At 63.0% G+C, this 25,444-nt stretch carries 31 protein-coding genes; 15 read left to right on the forward strand and 16 right to left on the reverse strand.

The features are described 5' to 3' along the window. The first annotated feature begins 12 nt into the window (after positions 1 to 12). Positions 13 to 498, forward strand: coding sequence for a MarR family winged helix-turn-helix transcriptional regulator (locus tag AFIDRAFT_RS06995; protein WP_009338405.1), 486 nt, complete (start codon positions 13 to 15; stop codon positions 496 to 498). Between the two features lie 12 nt (positions 499 to 510). On the opposite strand, the gene AFIDRAFT_RS07000 is transcribed toward AFIDRAFT_RS06995, so the two are convergent. Both AFIDRAFT_RS07000 and ftsY read right to left on the reverse strand, forming a co-directional pair. Continuing rightward, positions 511 to 1,113: a septation protein A gene (locus AFIDRAFT_RS07000; RefSeq protein ID WP_009338406.1), complete on the reverse strand. Its 603-nt coding sequence runs from the start codon at positions 1,111 to 1,113 to the stop codon at positions 511 to 513. An 8-nt stretch (positions 1,114 to 1,121) separates the two neighbouring features. Beyond that, on the reverse strand, positions 1,122 to 2,078 hold the full coding sequence (gene ftsY / locus AFIDRAFT_RS07005) for a signal recognition particle-docking protein FtsY (RefSeq protein WP_009338407.1): 957 nt from the start codon (positions 2,076 to 2,078) through the stop codon (positions 1,122 to 1,124). Positions 2,079 to 2,147: 69 nt separating this feature from the next. Between ftsY and AFIDRAFT_RS07010 the strand changes: the two genes are divergently transcribed. Next, positions 2,148 to 2,882 (forward strand): RluA family pseudouridine synthase, encoded by a 735-nt coding sequence (locus AFIDRAFT_RS07010; RefSeq protein WP_009338408.1) that lies wholly within the window; start codon positions 2,148 to 2,150, stop codon positions 2,880 to 2,882. Here the strand turns inward: AFIDRAFT_RS07010 and mtaB are convergent. Then, the gene (mtaB, locus tag AFIDRAFT_RS07015; RefSeq protein WP_009338409.1) at positions 2,871 to 4,124 is read right to left on the reverse strand and encodes a tRNA (N(6)-L-threonylcarbamoyladenosine(37)-C(2))-methylthiotransferase MtaB; all 1,254 of its coding nucleotides are present in this window, start codon (positions 4,122 to 4,124) and stop codon (positions 2,871 to 2,873) included. The genes AFIDRAFT_RS07010 and mtaB overlap by 12 nt on opposite strands. A gap of 1 nt (position 4,125) precedes the next feature. After that, entirely contained in the window at positions 4,126 to 4,998 is an 873-nt protein-coding gene (dapF, locus tag AFIDRAFT_RS07020) for a diaminopimelate epimerase (RefSeq protein WP_009338410.1), read from the reverse strand. A gap of 140 nt (positions 4,999 to 5,138) precedes the next feature. Here dapF and AFIDRAFT_RS19395 point away from each other — a divergent pair, with 140 nt between their 5' ends. Both AFIDRAFT_RS19395 and AFIDRAFT_RS07035 read left to right on the forward strand, forming a co-directional pair. Next, positions 5,139 to 5,957: a GyrI-like domain-containing protein gene (locus AFIDRAFT_RS19395; RefSeq protein WP_009338411.1), complete on the forward strand. Its 819-nt coding sequence runs from the start codon at positions 5,139 to 5,141 to the stop codon at positions 5,955 to 5,957. Between the two features lie 10 nt (positions 5,958 to 5,967). Continuing rightward, positions 5,968 to 6,660 (forward strand): SIMPL domain-containing protein, encoded by a 693-nt coding sequence (locus tag AFIDRAFT_RS07035; protein WP_009338412.1) that lies wholly within the window; start codon positions 5,968 to 5,970, stop codon positions 6,658 to 6,660. Between the two features lie 13 nt (positions 6,661 to 6,673). On the opposite strand, the gene AFIDRAFT_RS07040 is transcribed toward AFIDRAFT_RS07035, so the two are convergent. Further along, on the reverse strand, positions 6,674 to 7,648 hold the full coding sequence (locus tag AFIDRAFT_RS07040; RefSeq protein ID WP_009338413.1) for an MBL fold metallo-hydrolase: 975 nt from the start codon (positions 7,646 to 7,648) through the stop codon (positions 6,674 to 6,676). Between the two features lie 333 nt (positions 7,649 to 7,981). On the opposite strand from AFIDRAFT_RS07040, the gene ffh reads away from it, so the two are divergent. From ffh to rplS, 5 genes are all read left to right on the forward strand, one after another. Continuing rightward, entirely contained in the window at positions 7,982 to 9,514 is a 1,533-nt protein-coding gene (gene ffh, locus AFIDRAFT_RS07045) for a signal recognition particle protein (protein WP_009338415.1), read from the forward strand. Positions 9,515 to 9,555: 41 nt separating this feature from the next. Next, entirely contained in the window at positions 9,556 to 9,885 is a 330-nt protein-coding gene (gene rpsP / locus AFIDRAFT_RS07050; protein WP_009338416.1) for a 30S ribosomal protein S16, read from the forward strand. 8 nt (positions 9,886 to 9,893) lie between these two features. Further along, complete coding sequence (gene rimM / locus AFIDRAFT_RS07055; protein WP_009338418.1) at positions 9,894 to 10,436, forward strand: ribosome maturation factor RimM; 543 nt, start codon at positions 9,894 to 9,896, stop codon at positions 10,434 to 10,436. After that, positions 10,433 to 11,152, forward strand: coding sequence for a tRNA (guanosine(37)-N1)-methyltransferase TrmD (gene trmD / locus AFIDRAFT_RS07060; protein ID WP_009338420.1), 720 nt, complete (start codon positions 10,433 to 10,435; stop codon positions 11,150 to 11,152). Before rimM ends, trmD begins: the two co-directional genes overlap by 4 nt. A gap of 103 nt (positions 11,153 to 11,255) precedes the next feature. Beyond that, entirely contained in the window at positions 11,256 to 11,645 is a 390-nt protein-coding gene (rplS, locus tag AFIDRAFT_RS07065; protein ID WP_009338423.1) for a 50S ribosomal protein L19, read from the forward strand. A gap of 71 nt (positions 11,646 to 11,716) precedes the next feature. Here the strand turns inward: rplS and AFIDRAFT_RS07070 are convergent, their stop codons facing one another. Further along, the gene (locus AFIDRAFT_RS07070) at positions 11,717 to 12,127 is read right to left on the reverse strand and encodes a VOC family protein (protein WP_009338424.1); all 411 of its coding nucleotides are present in this window, start codon (positions 12,125 to 12,127) and stop codon (positions 11,717 to 11,719) included. A 139-nt stretch (positions 12,128 to 12,266) separates the two neighbouring features. On the opposite strand from AFIDRAFT_RS07070, the gene leuC reads away from it, so the two are divergent. Further along, the gene (gene leuC, locus AFIDRAFT_RS07075; RefSeq protein WP_040297880.1) at positions 12,267 to 13,679 is read left to right on the forward strand and encodes a 3-isopropylmalate dehydratase large subunit; all 1,413 of its coding nucleotides are present in this window, start codon (positions 12,267 to 12,269) and stop codon (positions 13,677 to 13,679) included. An 84-nt stretch (positions 13,680 to 13,763) separates the two neighbouring features. Here the strand turns inward: leuC and AFIDRAFT_RS07080 are convergent, their stop codons facing one another. The 3 genes from AFIDRAFT_RS07080 to AFIDRAFT_RS07090 all read right to left on the reverse strand — a co-directional run bounded on the left by AFIDRAFT_RS07080 (position 13,764) and on the right by AFIDRAFT_RS07090 (position 15,005). Then, positions 13,764 to 14,135, reverse strand: coding sequence for a hypothetical protein (locus tag AFIDRAFT_RS07080; protein WP_009338428.1), 372 nt, complete (start codon positions 14,133 to 14,135; stop codon positions 13,764 to 13,766). Positions 14,136 to 14,265: 130 nt separating this feature from the next. Continuing rightward, complete coding sequence (locus AFIDRAFT_RS07085; RefSeq protein WP_009338430.1) at positions 14,266 to 14,493, reverse strand: hypothetical protein; 228 nt, start codon at positions 14,491 to 14,493, stop codon at positions 14,266 to 14,268. Between the two features lie 197 nt (positions 14,494 to 14,690). After that, the gene (locus tag AFIDRAFT_RS07090) at positions 14,691 to 15,005 is read right to left on the reverse strand and encodes a hypothetical protein (protein WP_009338432.1); all 315 of its coding nucleotides are present in this window, start codon (positions 15,003 to 15,005) and stop codon (positions 14,691 to 14,693) included. A gap of 177 nt (positions 15,006 to 15,182) precedes the next feature. Here AFIDRAFT_RS07090 and leuD point away from each other — a divergent pair, with 177 nt between their 5' ends. After that, complete coding sequence (leuD, locus tag AFIDRAFT_RS07095; RefSeq protein ID WP_009338434.1) at positions 15,183 to 15,788, forward strand: 3-isopropylmalate dehydratase small subunit; 606 nt, start codon at positions 15,183 to 15,185, stop codon at positions 15,786 to 15,788. Between the two features lie 66 nt (positions 15,789 to 15,854). On the opposite strand, the gene AFIDRAFT_RS07100 is transcribed toward leuD, so the two are convergent. Then, positions 15,855 to 16,742: an HpcH/HpaI aldolase/citrate lyase family protein gene (locus tag AFIDRAFT_RS07100; protein ID WP_009338435.1), complete on the reverse strand. Its 888-nt coding sequence runs from the start codon at positions 16,740 to 16,742 to the stop codon at positions 15,855 to 15,857. A gap of 115 nt (positions 16,743 to 16,857) precedes the next feature. On the opposite strand from AFIDRAFT_RS07100, the gene AFIDRAFT_RS07105 reads away from it, so the two are divergent. Beyond that, positions 16,858 to 17,547 carry a carbonic anhydrase gene (locus AFIDRAFT_RS07105; protein ID WP_009338436.1) on the forward strand — a complete coding sequence of 230 codons (690 nt, stop codon included), beginning with the start codon at positions 16,858 to 16,860 and terminating at the stop codon, positions 17,545 to 17,547. 62 nt (positions 17,548 to 17,609) lie between these two features. Here AFIDRAFT_RS07105 and AFIDRAFT_RS07110 read toward each other — a convergent pair whose 3' ends face one another. Both AFIDRAFT_RS07110 and AFIDRAFT_RS19740 read right to left on the reverse strand, forming a co-directional pair. Continuing rightward, positions 17,610 to 18,644, reverse strand: coding sequence for an aspartate-semialdehyde dehydrogenase (locus AFIDRAFT_RS07110; protein WP_009338437.1), 1,035 nt, complete (start codon positions 18,642 to 18,644; stop codon positions 17,610 to 17,612). Between the two features lie 60 nt (positions 18,645 to 18,704). After that, on the reverse strand, positions 18,705 to 18,995 hold the full coding sequence (locus tag AFIDRAFT_RS19740; protein WP_156786853.1) for a hypothetical protein: 291 nt from the start codon (positions 18,993 to 18,995) through the stop codon (positions 18,705 to 18,707). Between AFIDRAFT_RS19740 and AFIDRAFT_RS07115 the strand changes: the two genes are divergently transcribed. After that, entirely contained in the window at positions 18,964 to 19,338 is a 375-nt protein-coding gene (locus AFIDRAFT_RS07115; protein WP_009338439.1) for a hypothetical protein, read from the forward strand. The two genes, AFIDRAFT_RS19740 and AFIDRAFT_RS07115, sit on opposite strands and share 32 nt — an antisense overlap. Before the next feature lie 73 nt (positions 19,339 to 19,411). Here AFIDRAFT_RS07115 and leuB read toward each other — a convergent pair whose 3' ends face one another. Beyond that, complete coding sequence (gene leuB, locus AFIDRAFT_RS07120; RefSeq protein ID WP_009338440.1) at positions 19,412 to 20,524, reverse strand: 3-isopropylmalate dehydrogenase; 1,113 nt, start codon at positions 20,522 to 20,524, stop codon at positions 19,412 to 19,414. Between the two features lie 125 nt (positions 20,525 to 20,649). Here leuB and AFIDRAFT_RS07125 point away from each other — a divergent pair, with 125 nt between their 5' ends. Continuing rightward, positions 20,650 to 21,840 carry a YbfB/YjiJ family MFS transporter gene (locus tag AFIDRAFT_RS07125; protein WP_009338442.1) on the forward strand — a complete coding sequence of 397 codons (1,191 nt, stop codon included), beginning with the start codon at positions 20,650 to 20,652 and terminating at the stop codon, positions 21,838 to 21,840. A gap of 6 nt (positions 21,841 to 21,846) precedes the next feature. Here the strand turns inward: AFIDRAFT_RS07125 and AFIDRAFT_RS07130 are convergent, their stop codons facing one another. Then, a complete protein-coding gene (locus AFIDRAFT_RS07130) occupies positions 21,847 to 22,635 on the reverse strand; it encodes a molybdopterin-binding protein (protein WP_009338444.1) in 789 nt (262 codons plus the stop codon). A gap of 12 nt (positions 22,636 to 22,647) precedes the next feature. Continuing rightward, positions 22,648 to 23,310 carry a cytochrome b/b6 domain-containing protein gene (locus AFIDRAFT_RS07135; protein ID WP_009338446.1) on the reverse strand — a complete coding sequence of 221 codons (663 nt, stop codon included), beginning with the start codon at positions 23,308 to 23,310 and terminating at the stop codon, positions 22,648 to 22,650. A 241-nt stretch (positions 23,311 to 23,551) separates the two neighbouring features. On the opposite strand from AFIDRAFT_RS07135, the gene AFIDRAFT_RS07140 reads away from it, so the two are divergent. Further along, the gene (locus tag AFIDRAFT_RS07140) at positions 23,552 to 25,078 is read left to right on the forward strand and encodes a malonate--CoA ligase (RefSeq protein WP_009338448.1); all 1,527 of its coding nucleotides are present in this window, start codon (positions 23,552 to 23,554) and stop codon (positions 25,076 to 25,078) included. Positions 25,079 to 25,159: 81 nt separating this feature from the next. Here the strand turns inward: AFIDRAFT_RS07140 and AFIDRAFT_RS07145 are convergent, their stop codons facing one another. Further along, on the reverse strand, positions 25,160 to 25,390 hold the full coding sequence (locus AFIDRAFT_RS07145; RefSeq protein ID WP_009338450.1) for a hypothetical protein: 231 nt from the start codon (positions 25,388 to 25,390) through the stop codon (positions 25,160 to 25,162). Between the last annotated feature and the right edge of the window lie 54 nt (positions 25,391 to 25,444).

Genomic DNA, 25,444 nt, shown 5'->3' on the forward strand with positions numbered 1-25,444 from the left:
ACGGGGTCAGGGATGGCTAAATCAACAAAGAAATCCGTAAAATCAGCACAACTTCGCATTTCGGCACAAAAGCGCATATCTGCCCTGCCCCATAGCGTGGCTATCAAGGACAAGGACTATTTCGTGCTGGCCTCGTTCCGCCGCGAGTTGCGCAATTTCCTCAATTTCAGCGAGCAGGCGGCGCAAAATCGCGGCCTGACGCCGAAGCAACATCAGGCGATCCTGGCGATTCGCGGATTTGAGGATGCGAACGGCGTCACGGTCGGCGACCTCGCCGAGCATCTTCACCTCAAGCACCATACGGCGGTCGAACTGGTAGACCGGCTGGTGCGGGCCAAGCTTGTCGTGCGCAAGACCGACCGGGAAGACCGCCGCCGCGTGCTGCTGAACCTGACCGGGAAGGCCAACGCCGCGCTCAAGGGGCTGTCCGGCATTCACATGGCGGAAATCCGCCGCAACGCACCGGGCATGATCAAACTGCTGAAGCAGTTGAGCTGATAATTCCGGCGCTCAGCGCGGCGTGATATCGCCGCGCTCGCTATCGGGTGCTTCCGCCGTCGCTTCCTCGATCTGGTAGCGCTTGACGAGCGGCATCTGCGCCATGGCGAAAACCATCGTCAACGGCACCACCCCGAACGCCTTGAACGCCACCCAGAAGTCCGTGCTCTGGGTACGCCAGATGACCTCGTTCAGCACCGCCATGGCCGCGAAGAACAGCGCCCAGCGGATCGTCAACAGCCGCCAGCCCTGCGGCGTGAGATTGAAGACCTGATCGAACAAAACGGCGATGAACGATCGCCCCAGCATCAGACCCACAAACAGCGTCAGCGCGAACAGCGCGTAGATGATGGTCGGCTTGATCTTGATGAACGTCTCATCATGCAGCACGAGCGTCAGGCCGCCGAACACCAGCACGATCACCGCCGTGACAAGCGCCATCAGCGGCACATGCCGCACCACCACATAGGACGCGATCACCGCCGCGACGATCGCGACCATGAACGCGCCCGTCGCCACGAACAGATTGAACTTGGCGTTGGCGGCAAAGAAGATCAGCAGCGGACCAAGCTCGGTCGCGAGCTTGAACAACGGATGGGGTGCGCGCTTGTCCATGATCCTGACTATCCCTGCCCCAAATCCTTGCCCGCGATCGCCAGCGCGAAATCATGCGCGGTGAACGGCGCGAGGTCGTCGATGCCCTCGCCGACGCCGATGAAATGCACCGGCAGCTTGTAGGTTTCTGAAATCGCAACCAGGATGCCGCCCCGCGCGGTGCCATCGAGCTTGGTCATCACAAGCCCGGTGACGCCTGCCGTCTTGCGGAACGCCTCGACCTGCGACAGAGCGTTCTGTCCCACGGTGGCATCCAGCACCAGCAGCACCGCATGCGGCGCGCTGGCATCGACCTTCCTGATGACGCGCGCGACCTTCTCCAGCTCGACCATCAGTTCGGCCTTGTTCTGCAATCGCCCGGCGGTGTCGATCAGCAACACGTCGCGATTGTCCGTCTTCGCCTCGCTCGCCGCATCGAAGGCAAGGCTCGCCGAATCCGAGCCGTGCGCGCGCGCAACCACCGGCACGCCGGTGCGCTCGCCCCAGACTTTCAATTGCTCGATGGCGGCCGCGCGGAATGTATCGCCTGCGGCAAGCATCACCCGGCGGCCTTCCGCCGTTAATTTCGCAGCGAGCTTGCCAATGGTCGTGGTCTTGCCCGAGCCGTTGACGCCGACGACCAGAATGACGAATGGCTTCTGGCTCTCGTCAATCACCAGCGGCTTCGCCACCGGCGCGAGCACCTTCTCGACTTCGGCGGCGACAATCTCCTGGACGTCCTGCGCCGACACATCCTTGTCGTAACGGCCCTCGCCGACCTTCGCCGCGATCCGCGCCGCGACTTCGGTTCCGAGATCGGCGCGTAACAGCACATCCTCGATACCCTCGAGCATGGCCCGGTCGAGCTTGCGCTTGCTGACGAGATCGGTGAGCGCGCCACCAATCGAACCGGACGTGCGCTTGAGGCCGGCGGACAGCCGCTGCCACCAGCTCTGCTTCGGTTTATCCTGCGGCGTATCTGTCATATGCGGACTGTCAACATTGCGGGGGGTGTGTTACCCGGTTCACGCCAAAAACGAAAGCCGCACGTCATTATGGATACGCCACAGCCGACCGCCGAGGAGATGCAGGCACGCGTGCTTCATCGCGACGGCCTGATGCTGGTGATCGACAAGCCGGCCGGAATTGCCGTGCATAAAGGCCCGAAGGGCGGGCCCAATCTTGAAGCCTCGTTCGATGCGTTGCGCTACGGTTTGCCGCGCCCGCCGGTCCTGGCACATCGGCTCGACCGCGACACCTCCGGCTGCCTCGTGCTCGGCCGCCACCGCAAGGCGACCGCCTCGCTCGGGCTTCTGTTCAAGCACGGCAAGATCGGCAAGACCTATTGGGCCGTGGTCGAAGGCGGCCCTGCGGAGAACCAAGGCGAAATCGACATTCCGCTCGGGCGGCTCGATGAAACGCGCGGCTGGTGGCAGAAGCCCGACCCGAACGGGCTGCCGTCCCAATCCCGCTGGAGCGTGATGGGGCGTGGCGATGGCCTGACCTGGCTCGCACTCGAGCCGATCACCGGCCGCACCCATCAATTGCGCGTGCATTGCGCGGCGATGGGCTTTCCCATCGTCGGCGACAACATCTACGGCAACGGCCCGCGCTTCGGCGAGCCGAGCCTGCATCTGCATTCGCGCGAGATCGTCGTGCCGCTGTCGAAGAACAAGCCGCCGGTGCGCGTGGTCGCACCTGTGCCCGAACACTTGCATGAGCGGCTGCGCGCATGCGGGTGGAATGGCGAAGAAGCGCTCGCACCCGAACAGGTCGTGTCACACGCTTAGGCGCGCGCCGTCATGACCCGCAATGGTCATGGCCCGCACATCGCCCGCAACACCACCTGTCATCGCGACGGGCAGGAAATGCTCGGTGCGGCCCTGCGTCGTGCTTTCAACCAGAACATGACGGGTCTTGCCTGCCTCACGCGCGAGCCTGCGCCGCAGCGCCACCTCGCCCGCGTCACGCAACCGCTTTGCCCGCTCCCTGATGGTACGGCCTTCCACCTGCGGCATCTTCGCCGCCGGCGTGCCGGGACGCTTCGAGTACGGAAACACGTGCAGGAAGGTGAGATCGCAGTCCTCGACCAACGCAAGCGACCGCTCGAACATGTCATCCGTCTCGGTCGGAAAGCCCGCAATGAGATCGGCCCCGAAGGCAATGTCCGGCCGCAGCCGCCGCGCCTGATCGCAGAACGCGATGGCGTCGGCGCGCGAGTGCCGCCGCTTCATGCGCTTGAGAACGAGATCGTCGCCCGCCTGCAGCGACAAATGCAGATGTGGCATCAATCGCTCGTCGTCCGCGATCACATCGAGCAGATCGCGATCCGCCTCGACCGAGTCGATTGACGAGAGCCGCAGCCGCTTCAATTCCGGCACATGCTTGAGGATCTGCTTGACCAGTGCACCCAGTTTCGGCGCACCCGGCAAATCCGCGCCATAGCTTGTAATGTCGACGCCCGTCAGCACGATCTCGGGACAGCCGCCTTCCACCAGCTTGCGCACCTGTTCGACCGCGGCGCCCATTGCCACCGAGCGCGAATTGCCGCGCCCATACGGAATGATGCAGAACGTGCAGCGATGGTCGCAGCCGTTCTGCACCTGCACGAAGGCACGCGGCTGGCCGCTGTGAAATCCCTCCACCAGATGCGGCGCCATCTCGCGCACCGCCATGATGTCGGCGACCGCAACCTTCTCACCGTCATCGAGATCGAACGCGCGGCGCGTATCCCGCCACGCATGCGCGCGCATCTTGTCGTCATTGCCGAGCACGCGATCGACTTCCGGCATCTCCGCGAACATTCTGGAATCGGTCTGCGCCGCGCAACCGGTGACAATGATCTTGCGCGCCGGATGATCGCGCCGCAGGCGGCGGATAGTCTGGCGCGCCTGCGCCACCGCCTCATTGGTCACCGCGCATGTGTTGACGATCACCGCATCCTGCACGCCGGCGGCATCGGCCTCGGCACGCATCGTCTCCGATTCAGCCAGATTGAGACGGCAGCCGAAGGTGACGAGTTCGACCGGCATGTCAGGCGAGTGCGGCGAACAGCGCCGGATCGAACACGCCTTCATATTCCAGCACGGCGGCCCCGGTCATCAGCACATGATCGTCGCGCTCGCGCCATTCAATGGTGAGATCGCCACCGGGCAGGCTCATCTGCACGATGCGGTTGGTACGCTTGAGCCGCGCCGCCGCGACCGCCGTGGCGCACGCCGCCGAACCGCACGCCTTGGTCAAGCCCGCGCCACGCTCCCAGGTCCGCATCCGGATGTGATCGCGGTCCACGATATGGGCGAGCGTGATGTTGGCGCGTTCGGGAAAGATCGGGTGATTTTCCAGCAGCGGTCCGAACCGTTCGAGGTCGTAGGCGTCGATGTCATCGACCCAGAAGATCGCATGCGGATTGCCCATGCTGACGACGGACGGCGAATGCAGCACCGGCGAATCGATCGGCCCGACCTGCAATTCGATGTAGCGGGTATCGCGGAATTCTTCCGCCAGCGGAATGTCCTGCCAGCCGAACTTCGGCGCGCCCATGTCGACCGTGTAAAGATCGGGTGACGGCCCTTGCCAGCAATTCAGAAGTCCGGCGCGGGTCTCGAAGGTCGCGGCGCGCTCGCCGTTTTCGCCGAACACGCGCTTGGCCACGCAACGCATGCCGTTGCCGCAGGCACCCGCCTCCGAGCCGTCATTATTATAGATGCGGATGAAGGCGCTGGTGCCGGCGAGCTTCGGCTTCTGCAACACCATCAATTGATCGTAAGGCACGCCATTCGGCGCGGCGACGGCGCGGGCCTCGGCCGCACTGACCTGTGAATCGGACTTGCGCAGATCGACAACGACGATCTCGTTTCCGATTCCGTTCATCTTGGCGAAGCTATGGTTTGCGAGCACGGTCATGTCAAAATCCAGGCGCTTTATATGGCGAGGATGGCGGCAATGACCAGCCCGCCAACCACTCGCTTTTCGATGACCTGACGCCCCTATCGCGCCATGCTACGCTTCTCTCACGCAAACCCCCATAAAATGGAGATTTCCGGATGACGTCCCGCCCGACCCGACTGGTTTTGCTGGTCCCGATCGCTCTCGCGGCGGCCTCCATGGCGGTCCTTCCGGTCTCCGCACAAGCGCCCGCAGCTCCCGCGACTCCCGCGCCCGCGACGGCCGACAAGCCGGTGACGCCTCCCGCGACACCTGCGCCTGCGCCCGCTCCTGCCCCCACGACCACCCCGGCACCTGCGGTCACCCCTGCTCCGGCAGCGACACCCGCTCCGGCGACGCCGCCCGAATCATCCGCGCCTGCGGCTCCCGCCGCTCCCGCCACGCCGCCTGCGGCAACCACACCCGCACCCTCTTCACCCGCGACCGAGGCCACACCTCCCGCCAAGGTGCAGGCCGCCGACCCGTTCGGGGAAGAAACCACGCTGACCGCGAAAAAGGTCGTCGTGCTGAAAGGCAAGGCCGTGTGGGACTCGGCTTTCGAGACGCTGACGGATTCGATCAAGGCGCTGAACACCCTGCTCGCCAAGCAGAAGATCGATCCCGCAGGCCCCGTGCTGATCGTCTACACCTCGACCGACGACGCCGGTTTCACCTTCCAGGCCGAAATGCCGGTCAATCAGGAACCGAAAAATCTTCCCAAGACCATGAGCATCGGCCAATCGCCCGAAGGCAAGGTGCTGAAGTTCGTCCATCGCGGCTCCTACGACAACATGGACAACACCTACGAGGCGATCACCAACTATCTCGACGAGAAGAAGCTGGAGGCCAAGGACAGCTTCATCGAGGAATACGTCACCGACCCGCTCAAGACCGAAGAAGACAAGCTCATCATCAACGTCTTCGTTCCCCTGAAGTAAGGAGTCCATCATGCGCTGCCTCGTCATCGCCGCATGCCTCGCGCTTGCCTCGCCCGCATTCGCTGACGCCCTGACGCCTTCGATCTCGGTCAACGGTCAGGCGACCGTGTCGGCCGCACCCGATCTGGCGGAGATCGAAGCCGGCGTGACCACGGAAGCCAAAACCGCGCGCGCCGCGAGCGAAGCCAATGCCAAGGCGATGAACGCGGTGCTCGCCGCCCTGAAACAAACCGGCATCGCGCAAAAGGACATCCAGACCTCGCAAATCTCGCTGCAACCGCAGATGGCCAGCCGCAACAATTCGAGCGCGCCGCCGCAGATCACCGGCTATCGCGCGACCAATCGCGTCAGCGTCACTCTGCGGGACACCGCAAAGATCGGCGACACGCTCGATGCTCTGGTGGCCGCTGGCGCCAATGATATTGGCGGCGTCAGTTTTTCCGTCTCGCAATCCTCGAAACTGCTCGATGAAGCCCGTGCCAGGGCCATCGATGATGCCCACCGCAAGGCCGCCATTTATGCCCAATCTGCAGGCATAACTTTGGGCGGACCGTTGAGCATCGCGGAAGAAGGCGTGCCTCCGCCGATCGCATTCCGCAAGATGAACGCCAGCCTCGCAGCGGCTCCGACTCCGATCGTGCCCGGCGAGCAGACGCTGCGGGTGTCGGTTCATGTGAGCTACGAGATCAAGCCGAAGCCGTAAGCGGCGAAAGCGGTCAGATCTCGAACACCTGACCCGGCTTCAGTGCGGCGAATTTTTCGCGCGGCAGCTTCGCCTCTCCCAGCGCCGCGTCGAGCGCGTGGGCAGGCGCGTCGATCGCCTCGTCGGTCAACTGGAACGTGCCGTGATGATGCGCCAGTGCCTGCTCGGCGCCGCAATCGGCCAGGGCCTTCACTGCGTCCGATGGATTCATGTGCATGTCGCGCATGAACCAGCGCGGCTCGTAGGCGCCGATCGGCAGGATCGCGAGACGCAACGCGCCGTGTGCCTCGCGCACGCGGCGGAAATGCTTGCCGTCGCCATAGCCTGAATCGCACACGATGTAGATTTTCCCCGCAGGTGTCTCCAGCACGAAGCTCGCCCACAGCACCTTGTTGCGGTCGAACAGGCCGCGCGCCGACCAGTGCCGCGTCGCCACCAGCGTCACTGCGACGCCATCGTCGATCTCGACACGCCGATTCCAGTCATGAGCCTCCGCGCGGATCGCAGCGTCATGCGCGCGCATCGTCACATCATTGCCGAGCGGCGCAATCACGCGCGGCGAGAATTTCGCCGCCAGCTTTGAGAGCGTGCGGACATCGAGGTGATCGTAATGGCCGTGCGACACCAGCACCGCGTCGATCTTTGGCAACGCCTCGAAGGCGATGCCGGGATCGTTGACGCGCTTCGGGCCTGCAAAAGTGAAAGGCGAAGCGCGCTGCGACCACACCGGATCGATCAGGATGTTCAGCCCTGCGGTCTGGATCAGCCAGCTCGCATGGCCGACGAAGGACAGCCGGACCCTGTTGCCCGTGACGCTCGGCGGCGGCACATCGGCAAACCCGCTCGGCGCGCGCGCGGGCCATTTCGCCGCCTTGCGGGTTCTCTGCCAGCGCATGATCTGCGCGAAGGTATGGGGCGGGGTGCCATCGGGATCGAAAAAGCGCAGGCCGTCGAAATGATCCGAGACCGGGCCGTTGTAAGTCTTCATCCGGGCTTCCCATGCCAAGAACCGCTCGCGGCGGTTCCATAAAAGCCGCAGCGGGTGAATTTCATGGCCGCGATAGGCCCGAAATGCCGCCCGAAGGCAAATAACGGCTCCGCGAAGCGCGTTTCCGGCCATAAAAACCGCGTTTTCCGCTCTTTTCTTGACTTTCCGGGCCGGGGAGGCTTTAACCGCGCCACTTCTCGAAAAGGTTTTCTTTTCGACCCGCCGACCGGTGCGAGACGCCGGAGGTCAACGCCCGACAGCGCTGTGCGCCCTCGGGCGCAAAATTGTTTGGATCATTGCTCCATCCGGAGCGCAACGGGATACGACGCTGAGATGTTCGACAATCTGTCGGAAAAGCTCGGAGGCATTCTCGACAAGCTGACGCGGCGCGGCGCGCTGTCGGAGGCCGATGTCGATGCCGCGATGCGCGAAGTGCGCCGTGCGCTGCTGGAAGCGGACGTGGCGCTCGATGTCGTGCGCTCGTTTACCGACAAGGTCCGCGAGCAGGCGATCGGCGCCACCGTCGTCAAATCGGTGACACCGGGCCAGATGGTCGTGAAGATCGTTCACGATCAACTCGTGGAGACGCTCGGCTCCGACGGCCAGACCATCGACCTCAACGCGCCCGCGCCAATCGCGATCATGATGGTCGGCCTGCAGGGCTCCGGTAAAACCACCACCACCGCGAAGCTCGCGCGCCGCCTCACGCAGCGCGACAAGAAAAAAGTTTTGATGGCCTCGCTCGACGTCTACCGTCCGGCGGCGCAGGAACAGCTCGCGGTGCTCGGCCGCGACCTCTCCATCGAGACGCTGCCCGTCGTCGCAGGCCAGATGCCGCCGCAGATCGCGCAGCGCGCGCTGCAGGCCGCCAAGCTCGGCGGCTACGACATCGTGCTGCTCGACACCGCAGGCCGCACCACGCTCGACGAAGAGATGATGCGCGAGGCCGCGACGGTGAAAACCGCCGCCAATCCTCATGAAGTGCTGCTGGTCGCGGATTCGCTAACGGGTCAGGACGCCGTCAATCTCGCGCGCGCGTTCGATGAGCGCGTCGGCCTCACCGGCATCGTGCTCACGCGAGTGGACGGTGACGGACGCGGCGGTGCTGCGCTGTCGATGCGCGCCGTCACCGGCAAGCCGATCAAGCTGATCGGCACCGGAGAAAAGACCGACGCACTGGAAGACTTTCATCCCTCGCGCATCGCGGGCCGTATTCTCGGCATGGGCGACATTGTTTCGCTCGTCGAAAAAGCCGCCGCCAATATCGACGCGGAGAAGGCGGCACGCACCGCCGAGAAGATGCGCAAGGGCAAGTTCGATCTTGCCGATCTGCGCGATCAACTGGCCCAGATGCAGAATCTCGGTGGTCTCGGCGGCCTGATGGGCATGATGCCCGGCGTCGCCAAGATGAAGAACCAGCTCGCCGCTGCCAATCTCGATGACAAGATCATCAAGCGGCAGATGGCGGTGATCGATTCGATGACGCGCGCCGAGCGCAAGACCCCCGACATCCTGAAGGCGAGCCGCAAGAAGCGCATCGCCGCGGGCGCGGGCGTCAGGGTCGAGGACGTCAACAAGCTCCTGAAAATGCACCGGGGCATGGCCGACATGATGAAGGCCATGGGTCAGGGCAAGCGCGGGCCGATGGCAGGCCTCGCGCAGATGATGGGCTTTGGCGGCGGCATGCCGTCGCCCGAACAGATTCAGCAATTGAAGGACCAGATGCCCCAGGGGTTGCCGCAAGGCCCCGGCGGCATGCCGTCATTGCCGAAAGACTTTCCAGGCCTGCCCTCGGGATTGGGCGGCCTCGGAAAACCAACATTGCCGGGCCTCGGAGGATTTCCGGGGCTTGGCAAGAAGAAATAGCCAGACATTTTCACACTTTCGAACACACAACGGAGAACACCATGTCAGTCGTCATTCGTCTCGCCCGCGCCGGCACCAAGAAGCGCCCGGTCTATCACGTCGTCGTCGCCGACTCGCGCTTCCCGCGCGACGGCCGCTTCATCGAGCGCCTCGGCCACTTCAATCCGCTGCTGCCGAAGGACAACGAGGCTCGCCTCAAGCTCGACATGGACAAGGTGAAGGCCTGGATGGCCAAGGGCGCGCAGCCGTCCGACCGCGTGATGCGCTTCCTCGATGCGGCTGGTGTTGCGAAGCGCACCGCGCGCAACAACCCCGAGAAGGCCGTGCCGCGCAAGGAGCGCAAGGCCGCCGCTGAAGCCGCCAAGGCTTAAGCGTTTTCGTGGCGAAGGCAGCGCAAAAAATCTGCGTTGCGAAAATCGGCGCCGCGCACGGTGTGCGCGGCGAGGTGCGGTTGTGGCCGTTCACCGAAGACCTGTTGGCGGTGCTGCATTACGGCCCGCTCTCGACCAAGGACGGCGCGCGGCAATTCGAAGTGGCGCGCGCCCGCGCCGCCAAGGATCATCTGGTCGCGACGCTCAAAGGAGTCGCGGACCGCGACGCCGCAGAGCGCCTCAACGGCATCGAGCTTTATATTTCCCGCGACGCGCTGCCTGAAACCGACGACGGCGAATATTACCATGCCGACCTGATCGGCCTTGCCGCCATCGATGCGCAGGGCGCGTCCCTCGGGACTGTGACCGCTATCCATAATTTCGGCGCGGGCGACATCATCGAGATCGCGCCGAAAAGCGGTCCATCGCTCTTGCTGCCGTTCACCAACGCCGTGGTGCCGACCGTCGATCTTGCGGCGGGGCATGTCATCGTCGAATTGCCGAACGAGATCGAGGGCGACGGCCCTGACTCGACGGATTCTGCGCCATGACCTGGCGCGCCACCGTCCTCACGCTTTTTCCGGAGATGTTTCCGGGGCCGCTCGGCGTCAGCCTCGCGGGCCGCGCGCTTGCTTCCGATATCTGGCAGCTCGACGTCCGCGACATTCGCGATTCAGCGACCGACAAACACCGCAGCGTCGATGACACCCCGGCCGGGGGCGGGCCGGGCATGGTGCTGCGCGCCGATATTCTGGCGGCCGCTATCGACGCAATTGCGCTCGATCCCAGCCATCCACGCCTCCTGATGAGCCCACGCGGTCGGCCATTGACCCAGACGCGGGTCGTGGAACTGGCGGAGGGGCCCGGCCCGCTGATCGTCTGCGGGCGGTTCGAGGGGGTAGACCAGCGCGTGATCGAGGCGCGCGGCCTCGAGGAGGTCTCGATCGGCGACTACGTGCTGTCCGGCGGGGAACTCGGGGCCATGGTGCTGATCGACGCCTGCGTGCGGCTGCTGCCGGGGGTCATGGGCAAGCTCGCTTCGGGAACCGAGGAAAGCTTCTCCGACGGCCTCTTGGAATACCCGCAATACACCCGGCCCCAGACCTTCGAAGGCCATGGGATTCCTGAGGTTTTGACCTCGGGCGACCACGCCAGGGTCGAGGCTTGGCGGCGGGCGCAGGCCGAATCCCTGACCCAAAACCGCCGCCCGGACCTCTGGGCGGCCAGAATCGGCTCAAAGACGCCAAAAAACACGACGGACCAGTGACAACGGGTGCGGTTTGGCGTATAGGACCGCCCAATCCGTGCATGTGCTGGATACGAAATTTCGCGCAGTCCCTTTCGGGCGCGCCGCCCGATGGAGTTTTGCTATGAATCTCATCCAAGAGCTCGAGAAAGAGCAGCTGGAAAAGCTCGCCGCCGGTAAGACCATTCCCGATTTCGGGCCGGGCGACACCGTGACCGTCAACGTCAAGGTCAAGGAAGGCGACCGCACCCGCGTGCAGGCCTATGAAGGCGTCTGCATCGGCCGCAACGGCGGTGGCATCAACGAGAGCTTCACCGTGCGCAAGATTTCGTACGGCGAAGGCGTCGAGCGTGTCTTCCCGATCTATTCGCCGATGATCGACTCGATCAAGCTCGTGCGCCGCGGCAAGGTGCGTCGCGCCAAGCTGTATTACCTGCGCGGCCTGCGCGGCAAGTCGGCCCGCATCGTCGAGAAGCAGGACCAGCGCCAGACCGCTGCTGCGGCTGCCGAATAATTCGGTCCTTTCACGAATTCAAAAAAGCCCCGGTTCGCCGGGGCTTTTTTCATGCCTGAATGCGACAGAGATTACGTCGAAAGCGGACCGTTCATGATCCAGCGATGGCCGAACGGATCACGCACGATCGCCGTGCGCGTTCCCCAGAACGAATTCGTCGGCGCGACTTCGCCTTTCGCGCCGAGTTTGGTCGCGCGCGCGAACACCTCGTCCACCTCCTCGGAGGTTGCAAATTCCAGACTGACCGAGGCCGTCACCGGCTCGCCGGGCAGCGGCGGGCGGGCGGTGCCGAATTCCGGGAACGCATCCGACAGGAACAGCGTGCCGCCGTTGATCTCCAGTTCGCAATGCATGATGCGCAGGCCATCCAGCGCGGGCATCAGGGCTTTCTGCTTGGCGTCGAAGGCGGCGCTGTAGAAGGCGATGGCGCCCGCTGCGGGCGAAACCGTCAAATAGGGTGCAACCGGCGGCCGTGCAGACATTGAGGAGCCCCATGCAGTTCTTATATGGCGAGGATACTTTCCCGTGGCCCCTTATGCGAGTAAAAAGCCCGCTGCAACAGGCGCCTACGGAAAGCGTCCGACCCGGCACAAGCGAAAACCGAGTAAAGCGAAAACCACAATGGCCAAACCGACCACCCTGTACGACAAGATCTGGAACGATCATCTGGTTGACGAGCAGCCCGACGGCACCTGCCTGCTCTACATCGACCGGCATCTCGTCCACGAGGTGACCTCGCCGCAGGCGTTCGAGGGATTGCGTACCGCTGGCCGCAAGGTGCATGCGCCGGAAAAGACGCTGGCCGTGGTCGATCATAACGTGCCGACCACCGACCGCTCCAAGCCCAACCCCGATCCGGAGAGCGCCGAGCAGATCGCGGCTCTCGCCACCAACGCGCGCGAGTTCGGCGTGCAGTACTTCAACGAGTTCGATAAGCGTCAGGGCATCGTTCACGTCATCGGCCCCGAGCAGGGCTTCACGTTGCCCGGCACCACCATCGTGTGCGGCGACAGCCACACCTCGACGCATGGCGCGTTCGGCGCGCTGGCGCATGGTATCGGCACCTCCGAGGTCGAGCATGTGCTCGCCACGCAGACGCTGATCCAGAAGAAGGCCAAGAACATGCGAGCCGTCGTCGACGGCAAGCTGCCTGAAGGCGTCACCGCGAAGGACATCATCCTCGCCATCATCGGTGAGATCGGCACCGCGGGCGGCACCGGCTACGTGCTGGAATACGCCGGCGACGCGATCCGCGCGCTCACCATGGAAGGCCGCATGACGGTCTGCAACATGTCGATCGAAGGCGGCGCGCGCGCGGGCCTCGTTGCGCCCGACGAGAAGGCATACGAATTCCTGAAAGGCCGTCCGCTGTCGCCGAAGGGCGCGCGGTGGGAAGAAGCCGTGCGCTACTGGGACACGCTGCGCAGCGACGACGGCGCGCATTTCGATGCCGAGATTCGTCTCGACGCCGCGAACCTGCCGCCGATCGTCACCTGGGGCACGTCACCGGAAGACGTCGCTTCGGTCGCGGGCTTCGTGCCGGATCCTGCGAAGATCCAAGACGAAGCCAAGCGGCTGTCGAAGGAGCGCGCGCTCGCCTATATGGGCTTGAAAGCCGGCACCAAGATCACCGACATCAAGCTCGACCGCGTGTTCATCGGTTCGTGCACCAACGGCCGCATCGAGGATTTGCGGGCGGCGGCGAAGGTGGTCAACGGACACACCGTCAACGGACACGTCAACGCCATGGTGGTGCCGGGCTCGGGCCTCGTGAAGGAGCAGGCGGAAGCCGAGGGCCTCGACAAGATTTTCCTCAAGGCCGGTTTTGAGTGGCGCGAGCCGGGCTGCTCGATGTGTCTCGCGATGAATCCCGACAAGCTGTCGCCGGAGGAGCGTTGCGCCTCGACATCGAACCGCAATTTTGAGGGCCGTCAGGGCTTCAAGGGCCGCACCCATCTGGTGTCGCCCGCGATGGCTGCTGCGGCGGCGATTGCAGGCCACTTCGTCGACATCCGCGACTGGAAGGCCGCGTAAGCATCCTTCATCACATCGGACTCAATAAAAGACGGGCGCTGAAAAGCGCCCGTTTTGTTTGTCATGTCCGTTGATCTGCGAGCTTCAGAAACCGAAGCTGAAGCCGATGCCGCGACCCCAGCCATAATAGCCCGGTCCGCCGTAGTAGTAACCGTAGGGACGATAATACGGGCGGTAGTAGCCATACGGACGGTAGTAGCCCGGCCCGTAATAATATCTGGGGCCGTAATAGTAGGGCCGGTAATACGGGCGATAATAGACCCGTGGATGGTAGTGGCGGTGGTAGTAGCGATGGTAACGCCGCGCACTGATATCCGTCATCGTTGTCTTGGCATGATGTGCCGGCCGCGAAACCGCCTGCGACTGTGGCGTGGCGGCCTGTGCGGATGGCGCCGCCAGTGCGGCCCCAAGCAACACGGCTCCGGCGGCGAGTAATGTTTGAAGATTTAATTTCATCAAATCCTCCTTTGATCTGCCTCAGGCCCCCATCATAGCGATATCACGTTCCCTGAACCGATGCCGACTCCAATCATTCCAAAACGAAAACAGGCCCGGTGAAGGGCCTGCTCGTGATCCAGTGGAGAGCTTACCAGTGACGGTAGTGGTGATGACGCCAATGGCGGCGATGGGGATGCCAGTGACGGCGGGGATGCCAATGACGACGATAGTGGACCTCCGTCGTCAGGCCGGCAGCGGCATGATCGGCAACTGCAGCGGTGCCCGGTGCCGCAAGCGACATCGCATTTGCCTGCTGCGACGGGGTTGCGACAAACATCAGACCCGCGACTGCGAGAAGTCCGAGAAGTTTCTTCATCGTCAAGCTCTCCTATGACCAATGCAACAGCCGTCATCCGACGACCGTAATTTCACGCCTGATAACCCGTGCGAACCACAAGGGTTCCCGATCGGGAAGGCATGGTCAGCCTGAAAGCAGAACGGTGAACTCACGCTGAATGAATCAGGGCTACAAAATGGCGCCGGTAAAACAGCCGGCTGAAAACGCCGAAGGACTCAACCCTGCCAGTAACAGCTTTCGCGCGGCACGATCACCGTCCCGCTCAGGCGATACTCGTATTCATAATAGGAGTGACAGATTCTCACGGAGTTCGGCCCCGGCCCGCGCGGTGTGTAGATATGGACCCGGCGAGGCTTGCGATGCCGCGTCGTCTCCCGGCTCTGCGCGGAAAACTCCTCCACCCGTGGCGTTGCGGTGGCAGCAGGCATAGCCACAGCACCGGATTGCGCAGGCTCGGCGGCGGCCTTTCCGCCCGTATGGAGCGTCACCAGCAAAATCGCCCCCGCCATGCTTAACAATGAATGCCGCATTATCCGCCTGCCCCGCTCAAGAAGCCCGAAACGTCTCCGATTGGCCCTCCCGCGTCAATAACCCTCGCTCGCAGCGCATTCAGCCATGCGTCCAATAGGCCTTTGCCAAATCCTCCATTCACGATAAGAACCGTTCCAAATTGGCCTGCCTTTCATAGGCCTCAACGGGTTGAGACGATGGAAAAATTCACTGTTGTAAGCAGCGTGGCCGCGCCGCTGAAGATCATCAATGTCGACACCGACATGATCATCCCCAAGCAGTACCTCAAGACCATCAAGCGGACCGGGCTCGGCAAGGGCCTGTTCTCGGAGCAGCGCTACAAGGACGACGGCAGCGAGAACCCGGATTTCGTGCTGAACAGGCCGGCCTATCGCCACGCCCAGATCCTCGTCGCGGGCGACAATTTCGGCTGTGGATCGAGCCGCGAGCATGCACCCTGGGCGCTCGCCGATTTCGGCATCCGCTGCGTGATCTCGACCTCGTTCGGCGACATCTTCTACAACAACTCGTTCAAGAACGGCCTGCTGCCGATCCGCGTCACCCACGAGCAACTGGACAAGCTGTTCGACGACGCCGAGCGCGGCGCCAACGCCACGCTGACGATCGACCTCGAGAAGCAGGAAATTCGCGGCCCCGACGGCGGTGTGATCAATTTCGAGATCGATCCGTTCCGCAAGCACTGCCTGCTCAACGGCCTCGACGATATCGGCCTGACCATGCAGAAGAAGTCGTCGATCGACACCTTCGAGGCCCGCGAGAAGGTCGCGCGTCCCTGGCTGTAAGTCAGTCATCGCCCAACACGGATTTAATAAGCCGCGCCGCCAGCGCGGCTTATTTGTTTGAGGCGCTCACGTCGCTGACTTCTCAAGCGCGCCGATCGCATCCGCCATCGCCAGCGTCCGGCGCGCCATCTCGGCGTGAAGCCGCTCGACCATGCGACCCTCATAGCGGATCGCACCCTTGCCCGCCGCTTCCGGTTGCTCGAACGCCGCGATGATGCCGCGCGCCTCGGCGAGTTCATTGCCCGATGGCCTGAAGATTCGATTGGCGGCTTCGATCTGTGCTGGATGAATCAGCGTCTTGCCGTCGAAGCCCAGATCGCGCGCCTGCTCGCATTCCGCCGCGAACCCCGCGGCATCACTGAAATCGCTAAAGGGCCCGTCGAGAATCTCGATGCCATAGCTGCGCGCGGCGACGACGCAATTAAGAAACAGCGGCACCATCTCGGCGCGCCCCGGTTTCATGCGAATCCTGGTATCGAGCGAAATGTCATTCGGCCCGATCACGAAAGCGGAGAGCCGTGCGTCCTTGGCATGCGCACACGCCGCAATCTCCGCGATGCGCAGCACCGCAAGCGGCGTCTCGATCATCACCCACAATCTGATCGCGGGATCGGCTCCCAGTTGATCGAGCCGCGCACCGATGGCCGCGATATCCTCCGGGCCCGCGATCTTCGGAACCAGAATGGCATCCGGGCGCGCCTGCGCCGCAAGCGCGCTGTCGTCCTGCCAGAAGGAAGACGCGGGAGCATTGGTGCGGATGATACGCTCGCGTCCGCCAAACCCGCCATCAGACAGAGCCTTCGCGATCTGTGCCCGCGCGTTCGGCTTTTCGTCCGGCGCAACCGAATCCTCGAGATCGAAAATGATGCCATCGGCGGCGAGGCTGCGCGCCTTCTCCAGCGCGCGCGCATTCGAACCCGGCATGAACAGAACGCTGCGGCGCGGGCGGATCATCGGCATTGCTCCAGACACATAACTAAGAGAGGCGTATCACCGGTAATAGAGGGAGGAAAGCCTTGCTCCATGCGGGGGATCGTGGTTAGCCAATGAAAATCATGCGGGAGTGGCCATGCCAGAGAGATTTCCGAAACAACTGATTTCCGGATACCGCACATTTGCGGCCCACCGTCTGCCGACCGAACAGGCGCGCTATAATGAACTGTCCGACATCGGCCAATCGCCGGAAGTGATGGTGATCGGATGCTGCGACTCGCGCGTATCTCCCGAAGTGATCTTCGACGCGGGACCGGGCGAACTGTTCGTGGTGCGCAACGTCGCCAATCTGGTGCCGCCCTACGCGCCAGACGGCGAGGCCCACGGCGTCTCGTCCGCGCTGGAATTCGCGGTGCAGGTGTTGAAGGTCAAGCACATCGTTGTACTCGGTCATGCTCAGTGCGGGGGCATCAAGACGCTGGTGCATCCTTCCGCGCCGCTCTCGCCCAGCGATTTCATCGGCAAGTGGATGTCGCTGTTGACCCCGACACGCGATGCCACGCCGCGCCAGCCCGGCGAGTCTGACTCCGACTACATCACCCGCATGGAGAAGAGAGCGGTTTCGACCAGCCTCGACAATCTCATGACGTTCCCGTGCGTGAAAATTCAGGTCGAGCGCGGCAAGATGCAGCTTCACGGCGCCTATTTCGGCGTCGCGCACGGGTCGCTGTCGATTCTCGACCGCGCGACCGGCGACTTCCAGACTGTGACCCAGACGTTGCCGGTGGGCTATGAGAGCGCCCGGCCTCACTCGGCCTCACACTAAGCTGTATAAAAAACAAGCCGCCCGAAGGCGGCTTGTTTCGCAAAGAACCCGAAGGCTGCCTGTTAGGCAGCCTTTTTCTTCGGCTGCAGCAGCTTGCGGTTAACGAGCACTTCGGCGATCTGGATCGCGTTCAGCGCCGCACCCTTGCGCAGATTGTCCGACACGCACCAGAATGCCAGACCGTTCTCCACCGTCGCGTCCTCGCGGATACGGCTGATATAGGTCGCGTCCTCACCCGCCGCCTCGTAAGGCGTGACGTAACCACCCGGCTCGCGCTTGTCGATGACGAGACAGCCCGGCGCCTTGCGCAAAATCTCGCGCGCCTCATCCGGCGTGATCGGCTTTTCGAACTCGACGTTGACGGCTTCGGAATGGCTGATGAACACCGGCACGCGCACGCAGGTCGCGGTGAGCTTGATCTTGGGGTCGAGAATCTTCTTGGTCTCGGCCACCATCTTCCATTCTTCCTTGGTGTAGCCGTCCTCCATGAACACGTCGATCTGCGGGATGACGTTGAAGGCGATCCGCTTCGGAAACTTCTTCGTCACCAGATCGTCGTTGGTGTAGACCGACTTGGTCTGCGAGAACAGTTCGTCCATCGCATCCTTGCCCGCGCCCGACACCGACTGATAGGTTGAGACCACGACGCGCTTGATGGTCGCGGCATCGTGGAGCGGCTTCAAGGCGACGACGAGTTGCGCGGTCGAGCAGTTCGGGTTGGCGATGATGTTGCGCTTGGTGAAGCCAGCAGCCGCATCGGCGTTCACTTCCGGCACGATCAGCGGCACGTCGGAATCGTAACGCCAGGCCGAGGAGTTATCGATCACCACGGCGCCCTGCGCCGCGATCTTCGGCGACCATTCCTTCGACACGTCGCCGCCCGCCGACATCAGGCAGATATCGACGTCGCTGAAATCGTAGTTCTCGAGCGCTTTGACTTTCAGGGTACGGTCGCCGAACGACACTTCCGTGCCGAGGCTGCGGCGCGACGCCAGCGCGACCACTTCGTCGGCCGGAAAGGCGCGCTCGTCCAGGATGTTGAGCATTTCCCGGCCCACATTGCCGGTAGCTCCCACGCAGGCGACCTTGAAACCCATTTTGATTCTCCAAAGGACTGTACCGCCCGGCGATCTGCCCAGGGCGGTAACGCCGGGTATCTATGCGAAAAACGCCGTGAATACAACGCCATGAATGCAACAGGCGGCAGATGAACGCCGGGCCTGCGCCTCATCGGAGGCACGGGCTTCCGCCGCCGCCTCCTCCAGCCATATGGGGTGGCGGCCGGTAAATTGCTGACCTTTTGAAACATTTTCGCCTGCGCCGAAGTTATTCAGTCCGACTGTGGCCCAATTCACCTTGTGGCGGCGCCCCCGGAACAGGTAAATTGTCCTCAACTCTGAAATTCGCGAGGGCACGATGGTTTTGAAAATGATGCGCACCAACGTCATGGCGGCCGCACTGGCGACGCTGGCGGTGGCCGCTGTTGTGGGGATTGGCACCAGCGAGGCGAACGCCGCGCCGAAGAAGAAGCAGACCGTGGTGGCTTCCCGCGATGGCCGTGGCGTGAACTATTCCTACCGGGCCGGCCCGCGCACCCGCGTTTTCATCAGCCGCCGTTCCTGGCTCGATGGCGGCACCGAGGTGCTGCCGGGCGACCGCAAGTTCACCGATTACGCGCTGGCGCCCGGCTATCATTACGGCCGCACCATCGACCGGCTGAACATGGGCCGCAATCCGCTGTCCGACAATTACGATCTCGGCGGCTATCCGACCGCGTTCCCGCTGTATTGATCGCAGCCTAACTCTCGAATCAAAATGCCCGGCTCGCGCCGGGCATTTTTATTTCCTGCAACGCGTCCGGCGATCAGCCGTGCAGCGCCTGCACTTCCTTCAGCACCGCCTCGCCCATCTGCGAGGTGGAGACGCCCTTGGTGCCAGCGGACGCGATGTCACCGGTGCGAATGCCCTTGTCGAGCACGTTGGCGATCGCCTTGTCGATGGTGTCGGCGAGCTTGCCCATGTCGAACGAATAGCGCAGCGCCATGCCGAACGAAGCCAGCATCGCCAGCGGATTGGCGAGGCCCTTGCCGGCGATGTCAGGCGCGGAGCCATGCACCGGCTCGTACAGCGCCTTGCGTTTGCCGGTCTTGGCATCGACCGCGCCGAGCGAAGCCGACGGCAACATGCCGAGCGAGCCGGTCAGCATCGCGGCGATATCGGACAGCACGTCGCCGAACAGGTTGTCGGTAACGATGACATCAAACTGCTTGGGGTTGCGCACGAGCTGCATGCCGCCGGAATCGGCGAGCTGGTGCTCGAGCTTCACGTCCTTGTACTTCTCGGCGTGCACGCGGGTCACAACCTCGTTCCAGAGCAGGCCGCTCTTCATGACGTTGCGCTTTTCCATCGACGTCACCTTGTTGCTACGCTTGCGCGCGAGGTCGAAGGCGACAGCGGCGATGCGCTCGATCTCGTAGGTCTCGTAGACCTGCGTGTCGACCGCGCGCTTCTGACCGTTACCGAGATCGGTGATTTCCTTCGGCTCGCCGAAATAGACGCCGCCGGTGAGTTCGCGCACGATCATGATGTCGAGGCCTTCGACGATCTCGCGCTTGAGGCTCGAGGAATCGGCGAGCGCCGGATAGCAGATCGCCGGGCGCAGGTTGGCGAACAGTTCGAGATCCTTGCGCAGACGCAGAAGACCCGCTTCGGGACGCACATCGAACGGCACAGGGTCCCATTTCGGACCACCGACCGCGCCGAGCAAAATGGCGTCCGCCGCCTTCGCCTTCGCCACCGTGGCGTCGGTGATCGCGACCTTGTCCGCGTCATAAGCGCAACCGCCGACGAGACCGGTTTCGGTCTCGAAGCTGGCGATGCCCTGCGCGTTCAGCCAGTCGATCAGGCGCTTCACCTCTCCCATCACCTCGGGGCCAATGCCGTCGCCGGGGAGAAGCAATAATTTGTGCGGTGCCATAGTAGAATTGTCCTGTCGCTGGTTGCCGGGTATGGGAAGTCGCGGCCTTGCTAGATTCCCCCTGCGCCTTTTGCAAGCTGCATCGGCCAAACACCGGCATTTGCAGGGCTCTCTGAGCGGTTTGCATGACCACGCGCTCCCCGACGATTGCCGATCATCGCCCCGCTCTGGCCGTTCTGACGCTGGCGATCGGACCGGCCATCGGCCTCGGGATTTGCCGTTTCGCCTACTCTCTGGTGTTGCCAGATATGCGTGACACGCTGGTCTGGTCCTACGCCACGGCTGGCGCGATGAACACGGTCAATGCCGCGGGCTATCTCGCCGGCGCGCTGCTGGCGGCGCCGGTGGCAAAACGCATCGGCCTGCTGAAAGCGATCCATCTCGGCATCGCGATGTGCCTTGTTTCGCTCGCGATCAGTTCGGCCTCCGGCGCGCCGGTGCCGTTCGGGTTTGCGCGGATTCTGTCAGGCATCGGCGGGGCGTTCGCGCTGATCTGCGGCGGCGCACTCGCCGCCTCCATCGCGCAGATGCACCCCATGCGCGCAGCCCTCCTGATCGGACTGTTCTACAACGGCCCGGCGATGGGTCTGATCATTTCAGGATCGATCTCGCCGTTCCTGCTGCAAGGTTTCGGGCGCGGCTCGTGGTGGATCGTGTGGATCGTTCTCACCGCGATCTCGGCGGTGATGGCGGTGCCGCTGCTGCGTATCCGCGTGCATTCGGTCAGCGTCGGCACGACCAGGCAGGATTCATCGGTCATGCCGATCCTGCCCTACCTCGCGGGCTATTTCCTCTACGGCGCAGGCTACATCGCCTATCTCACCTTCATGATCGCCTACATCCGCGATGATGGCGGGGGTGCCGCGGCGCAGAGCGCGTTCTGGTGCCTGATCGGATTGGGCGGCATCAGCGCGCCATGGATCTGGCGCGGCCTGATGGCGCGCGGACAAAGCGGCTTCGCCATGGCGCTGATGATCGGGATCACCGCGATCGGCGCGGGGCTCCCGCTCGCAGGCTCCTCGCCGTGGATTTTCGCCGCGTCGGCGCTGATTTTCGGCAACGGCTTTCTCGCCACCACGATCGCGACCACCGCCTTCACGCGATTCAATTATCCCGAACAGGCCTGGCCGCGCGTGATCGCGATCATCACCATCATCTTCAGCGTCGGGCAGATCCTCGGGCCTCTCGTCACCGGCGTGATCACCGATCTCACCGGGACGCTGTCGTCCGCGCTCGCCGTCTCCGCGGCGGCGCTGGCGCTGGGCGCACTGGTCAGTCTCTTTCAACGCGCGCTGCCCTTCAGTCGCGGCGCATGACGGCCCTCAGCTTCCGCTGAACGAATTGTAGCCCTGGTCTTCCCAATAGCCGCCCTTGTAGTCGTTTGTGACTTCCATCGAGACGACATATTTCGGATTCTTGAACCCGAGCTTGGTCGGCACCCTGATCTTCATCGGAAAGCCATAAGCGCGCGGCAATATCTTGTCGTCGAACTTGAAGGCCATGATGGTCTGCGGATGCAGCGCGGTTTCCATGTCGAGCGGTGAGTTATAGCCGTCCATGTCCGCGCACTGAAACCAGCAATATTTCGCGCGCGTGTCGGCGCCGACCAGTTTCAGGAAATGTCGCAGCGGCGTGCCGGTCCAGCTTCCGATCGCGCTCCAGCCCTCGACGCAGACATGGCGCGTGATCTGCTTTTCCTGCGGCAGTTGATAGAGTTCTTCGAGCGTCCACGGCTTCTTGTTCTCGACAAGGCCACGCACCTCGAGCTTCCAGTCCTTGGCGTCGATATTCGGCGCGTCGTCGAGACCGTAATAGGCATTGAAGGGAAACGGCCGCGTGATCGCGCTTTCAGCGAATGTCGGCGCCAGCGTGTTGGGGTTGAAGATTGCCGCCTGTACGGCGTCATTGAATTTGGAGATTTTCGCCAGCAGCGTTTCCGCCGAGGCGCTGTCGCTGACATCACAACCTGTCAAAAGCGTCAACGCGCCGAGGCTCGCACCACCCGTGATGAAACGGCGGCGCGTGAGGTCGGGCATCTGCCGGACAGCATCCTTGATGAGAAGCTGCCTGTCCACGCCGGGAATAAGTTTCGTCCGCTTGAATTTCAGCATCGCACGTCTCCCTCAGCGGCCGACGATCATGGCGCGCAGGCTCTTCGGCACCATGATCGCGAGCGCGATGTGGACCACGAGAAAGCCGACGATCAGCGCCATGCAGACGAAGTGCACGTAGCGGGCGACATCGTAGCCGCCGAACAATGCGGTGAGATATTGAAACTGCACTGGCTTCCAGATCGACAGGCCGGACAGCACGATCAGGATTCCGACGACGATGATGCCGCCATACAGAAGTTTCTGCACCTGATTGTAGGTGGACAGATCGTCATGCGAGAGTTTGCCCGCGAGCGCCGCTTTGGTGTCGGCGAACACACCACGCGCACTGAGTGGCAGAAGCTTGTTGCGGAAGCGGCCGGTCGCAAGGCCCAGCACCAGATAGACCAGCCCGTTCACCATCAAGAGCCACATCGCCGCGAAGTGCCACAGCAATGCTCCGCCCAGCCAGCCGCCCAGCGTGATCGAGCGCGAGAACGAAAACGGAAACAATGGCGAGGCGTTGTAGATCTGCCAGCCTGACATGATCATCATGACCATCGCGATGGCGTTGACCCAATGCACGATCCGCACCCATGCGGGTTGCAGAAGCTTGCGGGAGCCGGATTCGGCACCGCCGCCCGCGGATTTTATGCCTGACAGGCTGTCGCTCGGATTTACCGTGGTGCCGGACATCTGCATCCCTCGTTTTTGAGCCTCGATCCCTCAACGTAGACGGCGGCGCGATTGTTACACGGCAGAGCCGGGCGATTGTTTCATTTTACGCCCGCACTACGTGGGAGGAACGGCCACTCAATCCGCAATTCCGGTTACACGGCCTCTGGCCGGGCCGGATAACCGCCCATGGTCTGCATTGCATTGTGCAGCGCGGCTTTGGTAAAGCCGAACTCTCCTTTGTTTTTCCGGATCTTCGCCTATGACCTCATCCGCCAACGCCAATCTCTACGCCCGCCTGTTTGACGGATTGAAGGACCCTCTCAAAACCGCGATCGAAACCGAGGGCCGCGAAGTTTCCTATCGCGAGCTGGAGGAATTCACGGCGCGAACGGCCAATTATCTCGCCGCCCAGGGCGTCAAGCCCGGCGACCGCGTCGCGGTCCAGGTCGAAAAGTCACTCGCCGCCGTCGTTCTCTATCTTGCAACGATCCGTGCGGGCGCGGTGTTCCTGCCGCTCAACACCGCCTACACGCTCAACGAGCTTGAATATTTCTTTGGCGACGCCGAGCCGTCTTTGATCGTCTGCGATCCTTCTAAGGCCGACGACATTCGCAAGGTCGCGCAAAAGATCAATGCCAAGGTCGACACGCTCGATGCCAATGGGCATGGCTCGCTCAAGGACGGCGCGGTGAACTCCTCTCCGGACTTCAAGACCGTCGCGCGCATGGGCAGCGATCTCGCCGCGATCCTCTACACTTCCGGCACCACCGGCCGTTCGAAGGGCGCGATGCTGTCGCACGACAATCTGGCGTCGAATGCGCTGACGCTGGTGAAATACTGGCACTTCACCGACAAAGACGTGCTGATCCACGCGCTGCCGATCTATCACACCCACGGCCTGTTCGTGGCGATCAACACCTGCCTGTTCGCGCGCGCGACGATGATCTTCCTCAAGAAGCTCGACACCGACCGCATCATCGACCTGATGCCGCGCGCGACCGTGCTGATGGGCGTGCCGACTTTCTACGTGCGGCTGCTGCATAATCCGCGCCTGACGAAAGAAGCCGCCTCGCATATGCGGCTGTTCATTTCCGGCTCCGCGCCACTTCTCGCCGAGACCCATCGCGAATGGTCGGCGCGCACCGGCCACGCCGTGCTGGAGCGCTACGGCATGACCGAAACCAACATGAACACCTCGAACCCGTATGATGGCGATCGCGTGCCGGGCGCGGTCGGATTCCCGCTGCCGGGCGTCACCATGCGCGTCACCGATCCCGAAACCGGCCGCGAGCTGCCGCGCGACGAGATCGGCATGCTGGAGGTCAAGGGCCCGAACGTGTTCCAGGGCTACTGGCGGATGCCGGAGAAAACCAAGGCTGAATTCCGCGACGGCTTCTTTATCACCGGCGACCTCGGCAAGATCGACCCGCGCGGTTATGTCCACATCATCGGGCGCGGCAAGGATCTCGTGATCTCGGGCGGCTTCAACGTCTACCCGAAGGAAATCGAGAGCGAGATCGACGCCATTCCCGGCGTGATCGAGAGCGCGGTGATCGGCGTGCCGCACGCGGACTTCGGCGAAGGCGTCACCGCCGTGGTGGTGCCCGACAAGAAGACGCCGCTGGATGAGGCCGCCGTGCTGCGCGCGCTCGATGGAAGACTCGCGAAATTCAAATTGCCCAAGCGCGTGCTGTTCATCGATGAGCTGCCGCGCAACACCATGGGCAAGGTGCAGAAGAACATCCTGCGCGACAAATACGGAAAGCTCTACGCCGACGCGAAGTAGGCGGGCGGTTCATCCGCCGTGAGTTCCGCAGATGAGGCATGCCCGGTCTGCGGAACAAGAAGGCCTGCGTCTCGAGAGGCGCTACTCGCCACCGCCAAGGGAAAAGCCGAGCCATGCGGCAAGCGGGCCGGCAATGCAGATCAAACAAATCTCCAACGGCAGGTAAGTCCGCGAGATCGGCATCCTCGTCAGGATGAGGCACAGCAACAATCCGACGATGGAGAAGCCAAAGATGCCCATGAACGGGGCCTTTTTGAAGTCCGGGTCGGGCCTGCGGGCCGGCGGGTTGGTCGGGATTTCAGGAAGCGGCATCAACAACCTACTGCGTTAATTTGTCGCAGGTTAGCCACAAACGGGGCTGCGAGC

This window comes from Afipia sp. 1NLS2 (assembly GCF_000178995.1).
GTDB lineage: Bacteria > Pseudomonadota > Alphaproteobacteria > Rhizobiales > Xanthobacteraceae > Afipia.

What these genes read in the sequence shown, in the direction of transcription:
- dapF (WP_009338410.1), bottom strand. Translation starts at nt 4,998, where the DNA reads ATGACCGTGCTCGCAAACCATAGCTTCGCCAAGATGAACGGAATCGGA.
- trmD (WP_009338420.1), top strand. Translation starts at nt 10,433, where the DNA reads ATGACCTGGCGCGCCACCGTCCTCACGCTTTTTCCGGAGATGTTTCCG.
- AFIDRAFT_RS07070 (WP_009338424.1), bottom strand. Translation starts at nt 12,127, where the DNA reads ATGTCTGCACGGCCGCCGGTTGCACCCTATTTGACGGTTTCGCCCGCA.
- ffh (WP_009338415.1), top strand. Translation starts at nt 7,982, where the DNA reads ATGTTCGACAATCTGTCGGAAAAGCTCGGAGGCATTCTCGACAAGCTG.
- leuB (WP_009338440.1), bottom strand. Translation starts at nt 20,524, where the DNA reads ATGGCACCGCACAAATTATTGCTTCTCCCCGGCGACGGCATTGGCCCC.
- AFIDRAFT_RS19740 (WP_156786853.1), bottom strand. Translation starts at nt 18,995, where the DNA reads ATGACGTTGGTGCGCATCATTTTCAAAACCATCGTGCCCTCGCGAATT.
- AFIDRAFT_RS07085 (WP_009338430.1), bottom strand. Translation starts at nt 14,493, where the DNA reads ATGAAGAAACTTCTCGGACTTCTCGCAGTCGCGGGTCTGATGTTTGTC.
- AFIDRAFT_RS07080 (WP_009338428.1), bottom strand. Translation starts at nt 14,135, where the DNA reads ATGAAATTAAATCTTCAAACATTACTCGCCGCCGGAGCCGTGTTGCTT.
- ftsY (WP_009338407.1), bottom strand. Translation starts at nt 2,078, where the DNA reads ATGACAGATACGCCGCAGGATAAACCGAAGCAGAGCTGGTGGCAGCGG.
- AFIDRAFT_RS07090 (WP_009338432.1), bottom strand. Translation starts at nt 15,005, where the DNA reads ATGCGGCATTCATTGTTAAGCATGGCGGGGGCGATTTTGCTGGTGACG.
- AFIDRAFT_RS19395 (WP_009338411.1), top strand. Translation starts at nt 5,139, where the DNA reads ATGACGTCCCGCCCGACCCGACTGGTTTTGCTGGTCCCGATCGCTCTC.
- AFIDRAFT_RS07100 (WP_009338435.1), bottom strand. Translation starts at nt 16,742, where the DNA reads ATGATCCGCCCGCGCCGCAGCGTTCTGTTCATGCCGGGTTCGAATGCG.
- leuC (WP_040297880.1), top strand. Translation starts at nt 12,267, where the DNA reads ATGGCCAAACCGACCACCCTGTACGACAAGATCTGGAACGATCATCTG.
- AFIDRAFT_RS07000 (WP_009338406.1), bottom strand. Translation starts at nt 1,113, where the DNA reads ATGGACAAGCGCGCACCCCATCCGTTGTTCAAGCTCGCGACCGAGCTT.
- AFIDRAFT_RS07125 (WP_009338442.1), top strand. Translation starts at nt 20,650, where the DNA reads ATGACCACGCGCTCCCCGACGATTGCCGATCATCGCCCCGCTCTGGCC.
- rplS (WP_009338423.1), top strand. Translation starts at nt 11,256, where the DNA reads ATGAATCTCATCCAAGAGCTCGAGAAAGAGCAGCTGGAAAAGCTCGCC.
- rpsP (WP_009338416.1), top strand. Translation starts at nt 9,556, where the DNA reads ATGTCAGTCGTCATTCGTCTCGCCCGCGCCGGCACCAAGAAGCGCCCG.
- AFIDRAFT_RS06995 (WP_009338405.1), top strand. Translation starts at nt 13, where the DNA reads ATGGCTAAATCAACAAAGAAATCCGTAAAATCAGCACAACTTCGCATT.
- AFIDRAFT_RS07040 (WP_009338413.1), bottom strand. Translation starts at nt 7,648, where the DNA reads ATGAAGACTTACAACGGCCCGGTCTCGGATCATTTCGACGGCCTGCGC.
- AFIDRAFT_RS07105 (WP_009338436.1), top strand. Translation starts at nt 16,858, where the DNA reads ATGCCAGAGAGATTTCCGAAACAACTGATTTCCGGATACCGCACATTT.
- AFIDRAFT_RS07115 (WP_009338439.1), top strand. Translation starts at nt 18,964, where the DNA reads ATGGTTTTGAAAATGATGCGCACCAACGTCATGGCGGCCGCACTGGCG.
- AFIDRAFT_RS07140 (WP_009338448.1), top strand. Translation starts at nt 23,552, where the DNA reads ATGACCTCATCCGCCAACGCCAATCTCTACGCCCGCCTGTTTGACGGA.
- AFIDRAFT_RS07010 (WP_009338408.1), top strand. Translation starts at nt 2,148, where the DNA reads ATGGATACGCCACAGCCGACCGCCGAGGAGATGCAGGCACGCGTGCTT.
- leuD (WP_009338434.1), top strand. Translation starts at nt 15,183, where the DNA reads ATGGAAAAATTCACTGTTGTAAGCAGCGTGGCCGCGCCGCTGAAGATC.
- AFIDRAFT_RS07135 (WP_009338446.1), bottom strand. Translation starts at nt 23,310, where the DNA reads ATGTCCGGCACCACGGTAAATCCGAGCGACAGCCTGTCAGGCATAAAA.
- mtaB (WP_009338409.1), bottom strand. Translation starts at nt 4,124, where the DNA reads ATGCCGGTCGAACTCGTCACCTTCGGCTGCCGTCTCAATCTGGCTGAA.
- AFIDRAFT_RS07145 (WP_009338450.1), bottom strand. Translation starts at nt 25,390, where the DNA reads ATGCCGCTTCCTGAAATCCCGACCAACCCGCCGGCCCGCAGGCCCGAC.
- AFIDRAFT_RS07130 (WP_009338444.1), bottom strand. Translation starts at nt 22,635, where the DNA reads ATGCTGAAATTCAAGCGGACGAAACTTATTCCCGGCGTGGACAGGCAG.
- AFIDRAFT_RS07035 (WP_009338412.1), top strand. Translation starts at nt 5,968, where the DNA reads ATGCGCTGCCTCGTCATCGCCGCATGCCTCGCGCTTGCCTCGCCCGCA.
- AFIDRAFT_RS07110 (WP_009338437.1), bottom strand. Translation starts at nt 18,644, where the DNA reads ATGGGTTTCAAGGTCGCCTGCGTGGGAGCTACCGGCAATGTGGGCCGG.